Genomic DNA, 17,294 nt, shown 5'->3' with positions numbered 1-17,294 from the left:
TCAAGATGGTTTCGATGGTATAAACGATTAGTGAGGAGAGATTATGAACGCTGGGCGCATCTTATGTAGTATTTTACTTGGTATGTATGCAATATATATTATACGGAACAATACAATAACTATTGCAGGAGTAAATACTAAGAGAAGTCTTCTTCTTACGATGATACAATTAGGTCAATTATTGATGATTGAATTAATGGTTGTTTTTGGAGGGAGGATTTTACATAGTTTTTCTATTTTTTCGTTCATACTTGCGGTCCTTCTTTGGGTAGAAATGTTTGCACTAAAGAAAAACCTCAATGAATATTTTATGTGCAAGGAAGGGAAAAGCTATGGCAGTAGTATTATAGGAAAAGGTCGAATTGCTGTGTTTGTAGGACAGAGTATCCTTCTAATCCTTCTTGGAATCTGGAGTTGGTAAAATTTAATAAGCTCTAAAGTTAATAGTGATGGTTAATAGTTATGGGCAATCAGGATTAGTTAATCTGGCAGTGCGAGTTTTAAAGACTGGAAATATAATCAGAATCTCAACATTTTTTCCTGTGAGTATAGTTTAATAAATAGGAGAAGCTTTTATGGAAGAGAATAGAATAGAGAAATTAATTAATATACCTAATTTACAGAGTTTATTAGTAACCTCTAATTTTACAAATAGTGATAATATTAAGATTTATAATTTCTTGATTGGTAATGAATATTATAAAAGTTATGAATATACATTGATTGATAATCTATTTAAATATATGGTTAAGATTAATTTATGGGATGCATACATAGCTTTGAGATATTTTGATTATTTGTACTTTGGCGGATGGGAATATGAATGTCTTATTATTCGATCATTATTATTAAATAATAAAATTGAATTGGCAGGTAAATTTTGTCTGGAGAATAATTTAACTCTAAATGGATTAAGTTATTTTAAAGATGATGCTATTTGGCATGGTATTGATTATAGTAATGAACCTGTACCTGAATTCCCTTTTGAATGGAATCTTGGATATGATAGTGTTAATAAACGATATTATGAAAAAAAAGATAGAATGATTGATTTAGCACCTATTGATGGGGGATGTATAATTTAATCAGCATTAAAGTTACAATATAATATTTTTAGTATTTATAGCAGATAGCTGATTATCTAAAATCAGCTATCTGTTATTTTTTTATCATTTTACCTATATCGAATAATTCCTATTAAAATCACCAGAATTTTACGATTTTATGAGTGTTTTATGATAAAATAAAAGGTATGAATACTTCAACAACTAGGTCTATTACCTATAATGGCGACAGAATTGAATATGAGTTAACCATCAAGCGTGTGAAGAACATGAACATGCGCATTACAAAGGATGGTGTGATCCATGTGTCGGCGAATGCCTATGTGCCGGATTATAGGGTGGACAAGTTTGTTATCGAGAATATGCCCTTCATTGAGCGAGCTCGTTATAAGATTGATGCATTGAATGCCAAGCGCGTCGATGCGTTGCAGTATGTAAATGGTGAAAGCTTATCAATCCTTGGCATTCCCGTTACGTTGCGCCTAGTTGAGCAGGACGGAAAGCCTCATATTGGCTTTGACGGAAAAGCCATCCTTACTATGGTGGTACCTCGTGGTACTACCTTTGAGGCTAAGCATAAATTAATGCAAAGTTATTGGCGTAATTTAGGGGAGAAGGTCTTTGTCCATTGGGCAAAGGTCGTGTATCAACGCTACCACAAGCAAGGTATTGATGTACCTATGCCAACCATAAAACAGCAGCGTATGAAGAGTCGTTGGGGTTCTTGTACGCCAGCAAAGCAGCTCATCAAGATGAATACTCGCTTATTAGAGGGGCCACAGGCGTATATTGAGTACGTTATGATTCATGAGTTTGCTCATTTTAAATATTTAGACCATTCTAAGAACTTTCACAATCTAGTAGCACAGTTTTTGCCAGATTGGAAGGCTCGTAAGAAGTCATTGAACGTGTATTTTGCTCATCGCCCTTAAAGGAGGTGTACCATGCAGCCATTTGTACATTTACATAGTCATACAGAGTTTAGTTTGCTGGACGGTATCAGTCGTTTGCCTGACATGGTACGTCGTGCGAAGGAGTTAAATCAGCCGGCCCTTGCCATTACAGATCACGGCAATATGTACGCAGCCATTTATTTTTATAAGGAATGTGTGTCCCAAGGTATCAAACCGATTATTGGGTGTGAAGTATATGTCACAGAAGGTAGTCGTCTTGATAAGCAGGAAGGTCGCAGCCGTGAACGATTAAAACATCTCATTCTGTTAGCTGAGACCATGGAAGGGTATCGAAATCTAGTAAAAATCGTGTCGAAAGCCTCTACTGAAGGGTTTAATTATAAGCCTCGTGCAGACCGCGATTTATTGCGCCAATACAGTAAAGGCATAATTGCCCTCAGTGCTTGTATTCAAGGGGAAATCCCTCAGTATATTTTGCAAGATAATATGGAAGGTGCCAAGCGATCCATTGAATGGTATATCGAGACGTACGGCAAGGATAATTTCTTCTTAGAAATCCAAAATCATGGCTTGCCAGAGGAGGCAAAGGCCCAAGAGGAGCTCATTAAGCTCAGCAAGGAATACGGCCTTGGCATCGTAGCGTCTAATGACTTCCACTATGTTTTAAAAGAGGATGCAGACGCGCAGGATATTAAGGTATGTATTTCTACAGGTCGTCGTCGTGCCGAAGTGGACCGTTTAAAATTCCCAAATGATGAGTTCTATCTAAAATCTGGGGATGAGATGGCAGAGCTATTTGGACATATTCCTGGGGCCATGGAAAACACCTTAAAAATTGCAGACCGCTGTAATGTAGAGTTTAATTTTGATGAACATCATTTGCCGCACTTTGATGTGCCAGAAGGGGAAACGTCTAAGACCTATTTGCGTAAGGTTTGTGAACGAGAAATTCCTCGCCTCTATGGGGAGACCTCTGAAGAGTTACAAAAACGCCTCGATTACGAGTTAGATGTTATTGGAACGATGGGCTTTGAGGATTACTTCCTCATCGTATGGGACTATGTACGCTATGCCCGTGAGCACGACATCTTAGTAGGTCCTGGCCGTGGTTCAGCAGCTGGTTCTGTAGTAGCCTATCTACTTGGCATTACAGGCCTTGATCCATTAAAATACGATTTGCTCTTTGAACGGTTCTTAAATCCAGAGCGGGTAAGCATGCCTGATATCGATATTGACTTCTGTTATGAAAAGCGTGGCCAAGCCATCGAATATGTAACACGAAAATACGGACAGGAACGTGTATCCCAGATTATTACCTTTGGTACTGAGGCAGCGCGCGCCGTAATTCGTGATGTAGGCCGCGTGCTCGACTTACCACTGGCGGAAGTAAACCGCATTGCTAAGATGATTCCAAACGAATTAGGAATTACCTTAGATAAAGCTCTACAAGGGAAAGAGTTAAAAGCGTTATACGAAGCTGATCCAAACGTTAAAGAATTATTTGATTTTGGTAAGAAGCTAGAAGGGATTGCACGAAATTCGTCCACTCATGCGGCGGGCGTCGTAATTTCCGCGGATCCACTAGATGACCACGTACCAGTACAAAATGCCAATGATGATGGCTTTGTAACACAGTACGATAAGGATAACATCGAGGAATTAGGCCTCTTAAAGATGGACTTCTTAGGCCTCCGTACTTTGACGGTTATGGGGGATGCCTTAAAGCTCATCAAGGCGAACCGCGGTATTGACCTCGATTTAGATGCAATACCGCTCGATGATAAGGCTGCTTGTGATATCCTCACAAAAGGCGACACCTCTGGTGTATTCCAGCTCGAATCGGAAGGTATCACCAAGCTTGTTATGGACCTTAAGCCTGAACATTTTGAGGATTTAATTCCATTGGTAGCCTTGTACCGTCCAGGTCCATTGGGCTCTGGCATGGTGGCGGATTTTATCGACCGCCGTCACGGTAAAAAAGAGGTTACCTATTTACATCCTATATTGGAACCGATTTTGAAAGATACCTTTGGGGTAATCTTGTACCAAGAACAGGTTATGCAAATTGCATCCGCCATGGGCGGGTTCTCCCTTGGTCAAGCGGACTTAATGCGCCGCGCCATGGGTAAGAAAAAAGAATCCGTTCTAAAGGCGCAGCGCGAGTCCTTTATTCAAGGTTCCATAAATAATGGTATAGAAGAGTCCATTGCAAATGAAGTATTTGACTTGCTCGTATACTTTGCAGGCTATGGCTTTAATAAATCACATAGTGCGGCTTATGCGTACATTGCGTATCAAACAGCGTATCTGAAAGCCCACTATTTCCCTGAATTCATGGCCGCTACCATGACTAGCTTCATGCAAAACATGCAGAAATTGACGTACTACATCAATGCCTGCAAGAAGCATAATGTTAAGGTACTCGGTCCAGATATTAACTATTCTGAACGCAGCTTCGCCGTGCAAGGTGATGCCATTCGCTTCGGTCTTGGGGGCATCAAGAACGTAGGGGATAATGCCATTGATCGTTTGATTCGCGAGCGTAATGAGCACGGCCTCTATACGGATATCGTAGATTTCTGTAAACGCGTGGACAACAAGGTTGTTAATAAACGACTTCTTGAAAGTCTCATTCGATGCGGTGCCATGGATGGTTTCAAGGAAAACAGAAACCAATTATTGCATATGTATGAAAGCGCTCAAGCCGTAGGTGCTAAAGAGCAAAAGGATGCCGCTATGGGCACCATGAGTCTCTTTGGCGATATAGAGGAGTCCGTTGACTTCATCCCTGTACCGAATGTGGAGGATTTATCGGAAGACGATAAATTAAAGGATGAAAAGGAATATACAGGCTTTTACATTACAGGCCATCCATTGCAAGGCTATGCGAAGGAGCTAGAGGGCCTATTTGAACTGGGGGCTCTCGTAGAAAATCCAGAGCAATATGATGGCCAAACCATTACCTTTGGAGGTTTGATTGAAAATAAGACGGACCGCATGACAAGGCGGAACGAGGTTATGTCCATTCTTCGCATCGAAGATTATTCTGGTGCGGCTAACGTAGTGGCATTCCCTAAGGTCTTTAGTCAAAGTCAACAGTTCCTTGCGGTCGATATGATCGTTAAGGTAAAAGGCCGCGTTGATGCGGATGAAAAGGGTGTGCAAATTATTGCAGACCGCATTATGCCATTAAAGGTAAACTATAGTCAGGCAAAACATGTGGCAATCCATATTTATAGCCAATATGACACGCCAGAAAATAGTGAAGCCTTAAAACGGCTGTTAACGAACACCGCAGGCTCTGTGCCAACATCACTATATTTGCACCGTCAACGGAAACGCATTAATTTGCCACCGAACATGTGCTTTGACCCTAGTGATGAATCCATCAAGGCTATTGAAGCTATATTAGGTGATGGATCCGTAGAGGTGCAATAATAAATAGCTTTCACCAACATTACTACAATAAGAAGTGAAAGATTCAATATAGAAATTACTTTCATAGGAGGAAAGATGAAACGTACAAAAATCGTATGTACTGTAGGTCCGGGAACGGATAAATTTGGTATTTTAGAAGATATGATGCGAGCGGGCATGAACGTGGCTCGTTTTAATTTCTCTCACGGATCTCATGAAGAGCAAGCCGAGCGCATGCAAATGGTGCGCGATGCGGCGATGATTGTTAATAAACCAATCGCATTATTACTCGATACAAAAGGTCCAGAGGTGCGCCTCGGTCTATTTAAAGAGGGGAAAGTATTCCTTGAAGAAGGTCAAAAGTTTACATTGACTACTGATGATGTGGAAGGCACAAAAGAGCTTAGCTCCGTGAACCACAAAGGTCTTGTAGGGGATGTGTCCGTAGGGGACAAAATTTTATTGGCCGATGGCCTTGTAACCCTTACTATCGATTCTATTGAAGGTAATAATATCGTTACTACAGTTCAAAATAGCGGTGAAATCGGTAACCGTAAACGTGTAGCTGTACCAGGCGTAGCACTTAGCTTGCCACCTGTATCTGAACAGGATGAAGCGGACTTACGCTTTGGCTGTCAACAAGGTGTGGACTTTGTAGCCGCATCCTTTATGCAACGCGGTAAAGACATTGTAGCCATTCGTCGTATTCTTGAATCCGAACAAAAAGATATCAAGATTATCGCGAAAATTGAAAATGCTGAAGGCGTTAAAAACATTGATGAAATTTTGGAAGTAGCAGACGGCCTCATGGTTGCTCGCGGTGATCTCGGTGTAGAAATCCCTGCCGAAGAGGTGCCAGTACTTCAAAAAATGATGATCGAAAAATGTAATGACTTGGGTAAACCAGTTATTACGGCAACCCAAATGCTAGAGTCCATGATTCAAAATCCACGTCCTACACGGGCGGAAGCAAGTGACGTAGCCAATGCCATCTTAGATGGTACTGATGCGATCATGTTGTCTGGTGAAACTGCAAATGGTGCTTACCCAGTAGAGGCGGTTACGACTATGACACGCATTGCTGAGGTAACAGAACAAGCTGCTATTTACGATAGTAAGAGTCGTGCTCGTCAAGATGTGGATATGACGACTACCAGTGCTGTATGTTTAGCAAGCGTGCGCATCGCTCAAAACCTTGGAGCTGCTGCTATTTTGACATGTACTGAATCTGGTCATACTGCAATTAGCACTGCTCGGCATCGTCCGGCTTGCAAAATTATTGCTGTAACACCGCATGAAGAAACAATTCGCCGCATGCAATTATGCTGGGGTGTAGAGGCTATTAAAGGTCATGAAATCGTTAACTCTGATGAAATGGTTAAACAAGCCATTACAGGTGCTCTTGGCACAGGTGCCATTGAGTCTGGTGACTTAGTGGTGGTAACGGCTGGCGTACCATCTGGTGCGACAGGTACTACAAATATGATTCGCGTTCATATTGCAGGCCAAGTACTCTTATCTGGCAATGGTATTTTGCGTAAATCCGTTACAGGCACTGTATTCATTGCTGCTAATCATAAGGGTAATTATGAAAGCTTCAAAGACGGCGACATCCTCGTTGTAGGTACAATGGAGCCTGAATTGATGTCTGTTGCAAAACGAGCAGGGGGCATTATTGCTGTAGAGGATGGTTATACATCCGATAGTGCTATTGCGGGCATTACCTATGGTATTCCAGTTATTTTAGGCGCTAAAAATGCTCATGAAGTGCTTTTAGAAGGTCAAGAAGTAACTATCGACGGTGAACGTGGCAAGGTGTTTGCAGGCATTGCAAATGCTCGATAATTTCTATGAGTGATAATTAAATAAGGAGGGATAGTATGAATCCATATAATGTAACAGGTCCTACTGCAGCTGAGGTTGCACAGGTTGAAAGTATCGTATCCCAACGATTAAAAGGCTCTTTCTTGTGGATGGTGGTAGGCTTACTTACGACTATCGGCGTTGGTATAGCGGCTTTAGCAAATCCTAATTGGCTACGCTTTGCGTACCAAAACTTTAATATTATCCTATTAGTTGAGCTTGGCGTAGTATTCCTATTCAGTGCGCGTGCATATGCAGCTAATGTTATGACATTGAGAGGTATGTTTTTCTTATATAGTGCATTGAATGGTCTTACATTGACACTTATATCCTTGCGATATAATGTGTTTGAAGTAGTTATTCCTGCGTTAATCGGTACTCTTGCCTTCTTCATTGGCTTTGCAGTGGTAGGGGCTACTACAAAACGCAATTTATCATCCCTTACACCGTATGTAATGGCTGCTTTGCTCGGTATGATCATTGTATCCTTTGTGATGATGGCAGCTCGCTACTTTAACTGGGCTGTACTCAGTGGCTTTAGCGATACTGTTAGTCTAGTTTTAGGCTATGTAGGGGTTGTAGTATTCTCCATCTTTACGGCTATCGATGTGAACCGCATTAAAAATAATGTGACACAAGTAGCTCTTATGGAGGATGAAACAATTCTAGACCGCATTGAAATCACAGGTGCTTTGAGCCTATATTTAGATTTCATTAACTTATTCTTATCCTTATTGCGCATCTTTGGTAATAAGCGATAAAAGGAGATACTATGGACGATAGAGAATGGCAAACCTTTGTCACTGTTGTCGATGAAGGCAATATTACAAGGGCGGCAGAAAAATTATTTTTATCGCAACCAGCGCTTAGCTATCGGTTGCGCCATATGGAAAAAGCCTTGGGCCATTCTCTGTTGTTGCGTACTGCTGAAGGTATTGCCCTTACGGCGCAAGGCGAGATTTTCTATGATTACTGTAAAAGAATGATGCAAGATCAAGAGGCTTTAGAAAATGCTATGAACTCCGCTTCTGGTAAGATTCAAGGAACCTTGAAAATTGCGTCATCTATCAACTTTGCAGACTATGAATTGCCGGCCTTGTTACGATCTTTCCGCGAACTGTATCCAGATGTGCATATACAAGTTAAGACGGCATTCAGCCATCAAGTGGTAAAAATGTTTAATACTGGTGACTGTATGGTTGCCTTTGCTCGTGGCGGTTATGATGTGTCTGGTAAGTCTGAGCTACTATTAGAGGAACCATACTGCTTGGTTTATAAAGAATTAGTACCACCTGAATCCCTTGAGAAGGTACCATTTATCAAGTATCAGACTGATGCGTCGGTAGCCAATATCATCGAAACATGGTGTGCAGAACATTTTGAAGAGCCACCTAGTGTTGCCATGGATGTAAATTCTATGAGTACATGCCGTCACTTTGTGCGCGCAGGGCTCGGTTGGTCGATTCTGACCTATATGGGCCTTGGATCCTGCAAGGATAGAGATATCTATGTAAGTCCATTGCGTAGTAAAGATGGCACATATATCACTCGTGATACCAACATGGTGTACACCAAGGATACAGAAAATCTTGTAGTGGTTAAAACATTTATTGAGTATGTTCGCGATTATTATAAAAAGCATACCGTAGTAGATGATAGTATTTTTAGAGAATATAAAGCATAGATTTATAAATAGATCCAATATAAGAATTTGTAACTGCCTATTCATGCTATTTCAGTATTAGACTTTTTCGATATAATCAGTCATAATAAAGGTGTCTCGAAAGAGCCAGGCAGGACCATGTAAGTGCATGTATACCCCCTTTGGGGACGTATACATGCATTTTTTTCATTTTGGGCTGCAAATCTATGCTCAAAATGCATAAAAAGTATGAATAGTAGATATAAAAGTTTTTATAACCCCTATAAAGGTAATCTATTATTCATAATTCTTTTAAGCATATATAATGAGTGTAGACAAAAACTCCTAGAGTTCAATAGCTGATAGTCGCGTATCACGAATTTCTGGGGTAGTGTTAGGATGATTACATGCCTATGTTTTTAAGAAAGGAAGAAACATGGAAAAATTCTTAAAACTAGCACTTATTGTGCTAATCCCTGTTGTCCTCTGGTTTACAACTCCACCAGATGGGCTCACTGATACGGCGTGGCGCCTCTTAGGCTTCTACATTGCAGGTATCGTAGGTTTGATTTTAAAACCATACCCAATTCAAATTATTTTATTAGCTGTATTATCTGCATCTGCATTATTCTTAGACAATGCAAAAGATATCTTGGTAGGTTATGGCTCCACTGCATTGTGGATGATCATCGCTGCGTTCTCCTTGAGTGTTGCGTTTGGTAAAACTGGTCTTGGTCACCGCGTTGCTTACCATTTGATTAACGCATTCGGTTCTACTGTATTACGTCTTGGTTATGTAACAGCACTTCTTGATTTAGTATTATCTCCAGCTACACCTTCTAACACAGCACGTGCGGCTGGTATCGTATATCCAATTAACTTATCCATCGCTGAATCTATCGGTTCCTATCCTGGCGATACTGCTAAACGCGGTGGTTCCTTCATCTTGATGAATGGCTATTTCGTAACAAAAATTACATCCTTCATGTTCTTAACAGCTATGGCTCCTAACGTGTTGGCTTTGGACTTTGTTACTAAAATCACTGGTCTTAACATGACATGGGCTGAATGGGCTTTAGCCTTAGCTCTTCCTGGTCTTGTAATGTTGATCTTCGTACCACTTGTAGGTTACTGGATCGACCGTCCGGAAGCAGTAAAAATTGATAATAAGAAATTAGCTGCTGATGGTCTTGCTAAATTAGGACCTATGAAAATGTCTGAAAAAATCTTAGCAGTTGTATTTATTCTTGCTCTTATCGGTTGGGCATTGCCTTCCATCGGTTTTGACTTGAGCCCAACAGCAGTAGCATTAGTAGCTATGACTATTGTGTTCTTCGCTGGTATCATTACTTGGGATGACATGGTTCAAACTAAAGCTGTTTGGAACACATTCATCTGGTTTGGTGCTATCCTTGGTTTATCCACTGCTTTAACAAAAGCTAAATTCTTTGCTTGGCTTGCAGCATATATGCAAGCAAACTTGGCACTCGATGTGTCTCCGCTCATCGTTGTATTGATTCTTTCTGGTATCAGCGTTGTAATTCGTTACTTATTCGCTTCCAGTACTGCATACATTGCGTCTATGCTTCCAGTATTCTTAACTGTAGGTATGGCGGCAGGTGTAGACCCAGTTATGTTTGGTCTTGTATTACTTGCAACAAATGCGTTTGGTGGTCTTGTAACTCACTACGGTGCATCCCCTGGTCCAATCATCTACTCTGCAGGTTATAACAACTTGAAAGATTGGTGGACTGCTGGTGCTATCTTAGCGGTATTGAGTTGGATTCTACTCTTTGTAGTAGGTATCCCTTGGTGGACTTTCATCGGTATGATTGGCTAATCATACAATCTTAAAATTAACATTGTTTTAACGGCACGGACCAGACATTCGCGACACGTCTGGTCTTTGCCCTTTGATATATTTTTTAGTGAAAGGATGCAACATGGCACAATTAGTAAAAGCTGCACAAGCTGGCTTCGACGAAAAAAATGATGCATTAGTAACGGTTGAACCGATTGCTAGCGGTATCGAAATTGAATTAACATCCAAAGTTATCCGCCAATACGGCGACCAAATTAAATCCGTTATCTTAAACACAGTAAAAGAAGCTGGTTTTGATGGCGTAAAAGTAATTGTACAAGACAAAAATGCTTGGGATTACACAATTAAAGCTCGCGTATTAGGCGCATTGGAAAGGGGGAGCAAAGCATAATGGCTAACGATAAAACATTCCCAGAAGTTAAAACAAATCCATTAACAGAGGCTGCTAAAAAACGCTTGTCTCGTTCCATGATGTTCGTACCTGGTAATACACCTAAAATGATTAACAGTGCTGACATTCACGGTGCTGACTCCATTATGATCGATATCGAAGATTCTGTGCCTATTACAGAAAAAGATACAGCTCGTCTTTTAACTGCAGAAGCATTGAAATCTCGTAAATTCCGTGCAGAAACAGTTGTTCGTATCAACCATCCTACACAAACTCCTTATGGCTATGACGATCTTGATGTAATCGTTCCAGCTAAACCTGATATGATTCGTTTACCTAAAACTGAAGACGTATCTGAAGTTGAAATCGTAGCGAAGAAAATTGAAGAAGTAGAAAAAGCTAACGGTTGGCCGGAAGGTACAATCAACATTATCGTGGCTATTGAATCCGTCCGCGGCTTATATAATGTTCGTGAAATCTGCCATGGTCCTCGCGTAGTTGCTATCGCTCTTGGCGCTGAAGACTATCGTGCAGACCTTCGCACAGGTAAACATAAACCAGCTGTTGAATTGTTGTTCGCTCGTCAAACAATCCTTCATGCGGCGCGTGAAGCAGGTATCCGCGTAATCGATACTGTATTCTCCGACGTGAAAGACCCACAAGGCTTCCGCGAAGAAGTTGAATTCATTAAAGCTTTGGGCTATGATGGCAAATCTTGTATCCACCCAAGCCAAATCAAAATTATCCACGAAGTATTCACTCCTGACGAAAAAGAAATCGCTCATTCCGTTAAGGTATTGAACAGCTATGCAGATGCATTGCGCAACAATAAAGGCGTAATCTCCGTAGATGGTAAAATGATCGATGGTCCTATCGTAGTTCGTGCACAACGCGTAGTTGATAAAGCACGTGCAGCAGGCATTAAAGTTGAATTAGAGGAAGGAGCAGAATACGATGTTAAATAAAGTAGGTCGCGATATCCCAACAAATATCCCAGCACTAGAAGGTCGCGAAGTATATCAAGGTGAATTCGCAATCGAACCTAAAGCTCATCGCGCAGGTAAACCTGTACACATGAGCCGTGTTGGTACAAATAAAGTACTTGCTTCTATCGATGAAGCAATCGAAAAGGTTGGCGTAAAAGATGGCATGACATTGTCCTTCCATCATCATTTGCGTAACGGTGACTATGTAATGAAAATGGTTATGGAACGCGTACAAGCAAAAGGTATCAAAGATATTACTATCGCATCTTCTTCCTTGTCCCCATGCCATGAATTCTTGGTAGAAATGATTCAAGATGGTACTGTAACAGCTATCGAAACATCTGGCTTGCGCGATCGTCTTGGTAAATTCTTAACTCAAAACCCAGGCGTATTGAAACGCCCTGTAGTGATTCGTTCTCATGGTGGTCGTGCTCGTGCTATCGAATCTGGCGAAGTTCATATCGACGTAGCTTTTATGGGTGCTCCTACAGCTGATCCACGTGGTAATGCTACTGGTCGTATGGGTAAATCCGCATGTGGTGCACTTGGCTATGCTAAAGTTGACTCTCACTATGCAGACAAAACTGTTATCATCACTGATAATTTGGTTGATTATGTACACAACTATGCAATTCCTCAAACTGATGTAGATTATGTTGTTGAGGTTGAAAGCATTGGTGATCCAGAAGGTATCGCTTCTGGTGCGGTAGGTTTCACTAAAAACCCTATCCAAATTAAAATTGCTGAACTAGCTGGTGAATTCCTTGACCAAGCAGGCATCATTAAAGATGGTTTCGTATTTCAATTGGGCGCTGGCGGTGCTCCATTGACAGTTGCAAAATTCATCGCTGAAAAACTTCGCAAACGCGGTGAAGTAGGTGGCTTCGCTATCGGTGGTGCTACTGGTATCTTGACTGGTATGCTTGAAGAAGGCTTGATTCGTGCAATTTACGATACTCAAACATTCGATACAACTGCAGCAGCTTCTTTAGATAAAAACCCTGCACACATCGAAATGTCCGCTTCCATGTATGCTAACCCATGGACTGACTGCACTACAAACTACCTAGACGTAGTATTCCTTGGTGCTACTGAAATCGACCTTGATTTCAACGTAAACGTAATGACTGACTCTAACGGTGTATTGATGGGCGCTTCTGGCGGTCACTCCGATACAGCAGCAGGTGCTAAATGTACAGTTATTACTTGTCCATTGATCCGTGGTCGTTTGCCAATGATCCGTGACAAAGTTGCAACTGTAATTACACCAGGCTCCTCCGTTGATGTACTTGTTACTGAATACGGTATTGCAATCAACCCAGCTCGTACTGATTTGATTGAACGCTTCAAAGATAGCAACTTGCCTATCTACACAATTGAAGAATTACAACAATTAGCATTCGACTTGGTAGGTAAACCACAAGATATCCCTGTATCCGACAAAGACGAAGACATCGTGGCAATCGTAGAATACCGCGATGGTTCTATCCTTGACGTGGTTCGTAAACCTCTATAATTGAGTAGGGGTTGGAGTCCGGTAGAGTCCGTTTGGGTTTCGCTGTCAACTCACCATCCCATGCTAGTAAGTTAATACAAAGACCCGCTCCATGAGTTCGAGGACCATGAAGCGGGTCTTTTTGAATTTATGCGTTGTTTTATTATTAACTTCAAAGATAGAAATAAAGTCTAATGTGGCAAATATGGTACATGATTATAGTTATACTTTTACTATAAGAAGATTGGAGACTTTTAGGAGGTAGTTTTTATGTATCGTTGTATTGCCAATTTAGAGATTGATCTAGATGGGTTAGGTGAGTTTTATGGTGAAATAGGCGAATATGAAATACTAAATATGTACCAAATAATATCAGCGTGGTTACAGGATGATTTAGATGGGCCTAATCCAGAAAATACAGTATTCGGTGTATCAGAGTATGCCTTAAACTGGATGTCTGTATTGCCTGGAGATATTTCTTATCGTAACCTATTTGATATGGGGGATTGTAAGGTTGGTAATCGTTATGAAAGTATTGATTATTTATATGCAAAATTTCTACAAACATTAGAGAATAGTAAACAGCTTGAACCTGAATATGAATCCCTATGTTTAAATCATATAAACGTGATGTCACAGTATATAGAAATTACTCTAACCTGTAGTCAAAATATAGACTTTATATTATTTATAAAACATTGGTTACGTAATTGTAGTACTTATAAACATCCGATATACTATAGGATAAAGGATGCATTTTATATTACGCTTTAACTATAGGAGAGAGCATATGAGCCAAGTTTTTAAACAAGATTTAACAGATACTTCAGTCCGACCAGGTGGTATTTTTTTCGTTGAGTTATTGATGCCAGAGCAGTGTGATATGCCTGGCCGCGATACAATGGTAGAGGTACTCACAAAGTATTTAGGACCTGTGGATTGTTTTGATCATCGTCGTGATTCCGCAGGTTTTGCACCTCAGAATTATAAGGTGCATTACGAGGATACTGATGCAGATATTCCACCGACCTTGATGGTGACGAATTGTGAGAAAATCGATAAGCCTGTATTAGATGATTTTGATCGTAGTCAGGTATGGGATTGTCCAAATGTGGATGAGTTATTAGCAGAGTGCCAATACAGGGTGTTTGCTACGGATATGTTAGCCTCTGGTTTAGCGGCCAAAGAACGTGCAGATATGCTTGTAAAGTATGTAGATGCATTACTAGAATTATATCCCTCTTGTAAAGCCGTTGTATTTGGACCATCTCGTAAGTTCTTAAGTCGAGAATCGATTGAAAATCATCCTGATAAAGAGGTGACTCGTTTCATGTATTATGCTGTAAATGTGCGTTATTTTAGTATTCAAGGTACCAATGATATGATGGTAGATTCTGTGGGTATGAGTACATTATTTTTACCTGATTTACAGTATCACTTTCACGGTGTAGATCCTAATCATGTAGTATTTCATGCTTATAATGTGTTGAATTATATTTTCGAACACGGTAATATAATAGGTGATGGGGAAACCATTGCGGGGTTACAAAATGGCGAGATGAATCAGGATATTCAGTGGAAGGTTCAATACGAGGATTCTTTAATCCAGCCCGTTCGAGAGGTTCTAGATATTAATATGGGTGAATACGCATCTGGAACTCGGTAGTTGTTAATCAATGAAAGGTGTGAGCATTATGAGTGATCAACGTGTTTTTGATATGGAACTTGTGAAAGTTGAAAGTTTGGAGAACGCTGTTAGGACGCCATTTTATCAAACTGATTCCACAGGTGGTTCAGTATGGGTTATTAAACCTGGTCAAATCTTACCAAAACATTATCATCATCACTCTGATGATATATGGGTTATATTGCAAGGCAAGGGTGTATTTTATCCAACGCCTAATACAGAGGTGCCTTTTACAAAGGGGCAAGTTATAGTATCTAAAAAGGGTGAATGTCATGGTGCAAAAAATACTGGAACGGAAGATATTGTCTTTGTGAGTATCGTTGCTCCAGTGCCTGCTGATTATGATCCTGTTAAGACTAATTAATATGAAAGCACTTTATAGTATTTTCTTCTCTTGTGATAGAGATATATTCATACTATAAAGTGCTTTTTTATTTTATACAGTCATTTCTAGCGAATATACCTTTTCTATTTTATATGTCATTATTTTGGTTTTACTATTCCTATTTGTTATTTCTATACTCTATAAAATTCCATTGACAGAGGACTTTTGTTTTCTTAAGATAATAAGGTATGTAATATCTTAAGTAGTAGAAAGGAATTATATGAACTCATCTACACCAGAGCCTCAAAGTGGGGCCATCGATTTTAAGGACTTTACGACGCGGCGTATGCTCCATGTAGTCCTGCCATTATTTATTGTTTCTATTATTGCCTTTTTGGACCGTGTAAACATTGCCTATGCAGGCTTGACCATGAAGGAGAATTTACCATGGTTGACACCAGAGGTATTTGGTATGGGGGCTGGCATATTCTTTATTGGCTATGTTTTATTTGAAGTCCCTGCATCTCTAATCGCTGCGCGCTGTAATGCTATGCATTGGGTGGCACGTATTATGTTTAGTTGGGGACTAGTCTGTATTCTTATGACGACGATGACCACAGAATTGGAGTTTTATATCTATCGCTTCCTCCTTGGTCTATGTGAAGCCTCTTTATATCCTGTAATTTATTCATTATTGATTCCAAATTGGTTCTTGCCAAAGGAACGTGCAAAGGCGATCTCCTTGATGTTAACATCTTTATTGTTCTCTAATATCATCGGTGGTCCATTGGCAGGTATCTTACTTGATACAACATTCTTTGGCCTTCATGGCTGGCGCACACTCTTTATCGTTGAAGCTATTCCTGCTGTAATTTTTGCGTTCATTTTCGCATTCTGGATGAAAGAACGTCCAGATCATGCGTCTTGGGTAACTGATGCGGAAAAAGCGTATATTAAGGCTGAACTTGAAAAAGAAGAGCAACAAAAGCAAGCTGTAAAGAAATATACTACATGGCAAGCTTTAAAAGATCCCAAAGTATTGCGTTTAGCGTTAATTTACTTCTTATGGGTTATTGGCTTCTGGGGCTTTAGCTTCTGGATGCCTCAAGTGCTTAAAAGCTTATCTGGTTGGCCACCAAGTGTTGTAGCATGGTCTATTGCGATTCCAATGTCTGCTGCATTACTTGTACAAGTATATTGTGGTTATTCCTCTGAAAAGCGCAATGAAAAACGCTGGCACGTGGCCACTACATTATTCATTGGTACTATTGGCTTCTTAGCAACACCACATAGTCCATCTCCAGAAATTAGTTTATTCTTTATCTGCTTAACTGCTGTAGGGGTTTACGGTGGCATGGGTGTATGGTGGACTATGCCAACTACATTCTTATCCGGTGCTGCTGCGGCGGGTGCGATGGGCCTTATTAACTCCTCTGGTAACATGGGGGGCTGGGTAGGTCCTTACATGCTTGGTTTCATCAATGGTCATACAGGTAGCTTTACTTACGGTTACTATGTAATGGGTGCTTGTATGTTCCTTGCAGCGCTCTTGATTTTGACATTACCAAAATCTATGGAACACAAAGACGACTAAGTTAAATATTAAAATTACAAATTTAAAAGAGCTATATTTTTTATTCTTTTCTATGACGGATATTGAATAAATATATAGCTCTTTTTCTTTTAGT

General features: G+C 40.3%; 15 protein-coding genes. All 15 read left to right on the top strand.

Annotated elements, in window-relative coordinates; translation table 11 throughout:
• Positions 1-43: 43 nt before the first annotated feature.
• The 15 genes from EL171_RS07435 to EL171_RS07365 all read left to right on the top strand — a co-directional run bounded on the left by EL171_RS07435 (position 44) and on the right by EL171_RS07365 (position 17,200).
• A complete protein-coding gene (locus tag EL171_RS07435; protein WP_005385614.1) occupies positions 44-421 on the top strand; it encodes a hypothetical protein in 378 nt (125 codons plus the stop codon).
• A 154-nt stretch (positions 422-575) separates the two neighbouring features.
• Positions 576-1,085: a hypothetical protein gene (locus EL171_RS07430; protein ID WP_005385615.1), complete on the top strand. Its 510-nt coding sequence runs from the start codon at positions 576-578 to the stop codon at positions 1,083-1,085.
• Between the two features lie 143 nt (positions 1,086-1,228).
• Positions 1,229-1,996, top strand: coding sequence for a M48 family metallopeptidase (locus EL171_RS07425; RefSeq protein ID WP_005385617.1), 768 nt, complete (start codon positions 1,229-1,231; stop codon positions 1,994-1,996).
• Positions 1,997-2,008: 12 nt separating this feature from the next.
• Positions 2,009-5,416, top strand: a complete 3,408-nt coding sequence (locus EL171_RS07420) for a DNA polymerase III subunit alpha (protein ID WP_005385619.1) — start codon at positions 2,009-2,011, stop codon at positions 5,414-5,416.
• Between the two features lie 75 nt (positions 5,417-5,491).
• Positions 5,492-7,240 carry a pyruvate kinase gene (gene pyk / locus EL171_RS07415; RefSeq protein WP_005385621.1) on the top strand — a complete coding sequence of 583 codons (1,749 nt, stop codon included), beginning with the start codon at positions 5,492-5,494 and terminating at the stop codon, positions 7,238-7,240.
• A 35-nt stretch (positions 7,241-7,275) separates the two neighbouring features.
• The gene (locus tag EL171_RS07410; RefSeq protein ID WP_005385623.1) at positions 7,276-8,019 is read left to right on the top strand and encodes a Bax inhibitor-1/YccA family protein; all 744 of its coding nucleotides are present in this window, start codon (positions 7,276-7,278) and stop codon (positions 8,017-8,019) included.
• A gap of 11 nt (positions 8,020-8,030) precedes the next feature.
• Entirely contained in the window at positions 8,031-8,942 is a 912-nt protein-coding gene (locus EL171_RS07405) for a LysR family transcriptional regulator (RefSeq protein WP_005385625.1), read from the top strand.
• 394 nt (positions 8,943-9,336) lie between these two features.
• Positions 9,337-10,740 carry a DASS family sodium-coupled anion symporter gene (locus EL171_RS07400; RefSeq protein ID WP_005385627.1) on the top strand — a complete coding sequence of 468 codons (1,404 nt, stop codon included), beginning with the start codon at positions 9,337-9,339 and terminating at the stop codon, positions 10,738-10,740.
• A gap of 103 nt (positions 10,741-10,843) precedes the next feature.
• Positions 10,844-11,113 (top strand): citrate lyase acyl carrier protein, encoded by a 270-nt coding sequence (citD, locus tag EL171_RS07395; protein ID WP_005385629.1) that lies wholly within the window; start codon positions 10,844-10,846, stop codon positions 11,111-11,113.
• Positions 11,113-12,078: an HpcH/HpaI aldolase/citrate lyase family protein gene (locus tag EL171_RS07390; protein WP_004695279.1), complete on the top strand. Its 966-nt coding sequence runs from the start codon at positions 11,113-11,115 to the stop codon at positions 12,076-12,078. Before citD ends, EL171_RS07390 begins: the two co-directional genes overlap by 1 nt.
• Entirely contained in the window at positions 12,068-13,615 is a 1,548-nt protein-coding gene (citF, locus tag EL171_RS07385) for a citrate lyase subunit alpha (protein ID WP_005385631.1), read from the top strand. Before EL171_RS07390 ends, citF begins: the two co-directional genes overlap by 11 nt.
• 249 nt (positions 13,616-13,864) lie before the next feature.
• Positions 13,865-14,368, top strand: coding sequence for a hypothetical protein (locus EL171_RS07380; RefSeq protein WP_005385633.1), 504 nt, complete (start codon positions 13,865-13,867; stop codon positions 14,366-14,368).
• A gap of 16 nt (positions 14,369-14,384) precedes the next feature.
• Positions 14,385-15,260: a DUF4261 domain-containing protein gene (locus EL171_RS07375; RefSeq protein ID WP_004695284.1), complete on the top strand. Its 876-nt coding sequence runs from the start codon at positions 14,385-14,387 to the stop codon at positions 15,258-15,260.
• A gap of 28 nt (positions 15,261-15,288) precedes the next feature.
• Positions 15,289-15,645 (top strand): cupin domain-containing protein, encoded by a 357-nt coding sequence (locus EL171_RS07370; RefSeq protein WP_024066296.1) that lies wholly within the window; start codon positions 15,289-15,291, stop codon positions 15,643-15,645.
• 241 nt (positions 15,646-15,886) lie between these two features.
• Positions 15,887-17,200, top strand: coding sequence for an MFS transporter (locus EL171_RS07365; RefSeq protein WP_005385640.1), 1,314 nt, complete (start codon positions 15,887-15,889; stop codon positions 17,198-17,200).
• Positions 17,201-17,294: the final 94 nt, after the last annotated feature.

Source organism: Veillonella dispar (genome assembly GCF_900637515.1).
GTDB lineage: Bacteria > Bacillota > Negativicutes > Veillonellales > Veillonellaceae > Veillonella > Veillonella dispar.
This window is presented reverse-complemented; position numbering and strand designations above follow the sequence as displayed.

Coding starts and splice junctions, on each gene's coding strand:
- EL171_RS07370 (WP_024066296.1), top strand. CDS start 15,289: ATGAGTGATCAACGTGTTTTTGATATGGAACTTGTGAAAGTTGAAAGT.
- EL171_RS07430 (WP_005385615.1), top strand. CDS start 576: ATGGAAGAGAATAGAATAGAGAAATTAATTAATATACCTAATTTACAG.
- EL171_RS07380 (WP_005385633.1), top strand. CDS start 13,865: ATGTATCGTTGTATTGCCAATTTAGAGATTGATCTAGATGGGTTAGGT.
- EL171_RS07435 (WP_005385614.1), top strand. CDS start 44: ATGAACGCTGGGCGCATCTTATGTAGTATTTTACTTGGTATGTATGCA.
- pyk (WP_005385621.1), top strand. CDS start 5,492: ATGAAACGTACAAAAATCGTATGTACTGTAGGTCCGGGAACGGATAAA.
- EL171_RS07420 (WP_005385619.1), top strand. CDS start 2,009: ATGCAGCCATTTGTACATTTACATAGTCATACAGAGTTTAGTTTGCTG.
- citF (WP_005385631.1), top strand. CDS start 12,068: ATGTTAAATAAAGTAGGTCGCGATATCCCAACAAATATCCCAGCACTA.
- EL171_RS07410 (WP_005385623.1), top strand. CDS start 7,276: ATGAATCCATATAATGTAACAGGTCCTACTGCAGCTGAGGTTGCACAG.
- EL171_RS07400 (WP_005385627.1), top strand. CDS start 9,337: ATGGAAAAATTCTTAAAACTAGCACTTATTGTGCTAATCCCTGTTGTC.
- EL171_RS07405 (WP_005385625.1), top strand. CDS start 8,031: ATGGACGATAGAGAATGGCAAACCTTTGTCACTGTTGTCGATGAAGGC.
- EL171_RS07390 (WP_004695279.1), top strand. CDS start 11,113: ATGGCTAACGATAAAACATTCCCAGAAGTTAAAACAAATCCATTAACA.
- EL171_RS07375 (WP_004695284.1), top strand. CDS start 14,385: ATGAGCCAAGTTTTTAAACAAGATTTAACAGATACTTCAGTCCGACCA.
- EL171_RS07365 (WP_005385640.1), top strand. CDS start 15,887: ATGAACTCATCTACACCAGAGCCTCAAAGTGGGGCCATCGATTTTAAG.
- citD (WP_005385629.1), top strand. CDS start 10,844: ATGGCACAATTAGTAAAAGCTGCACAAGCTGGCTTCGACGAAAAAAAT.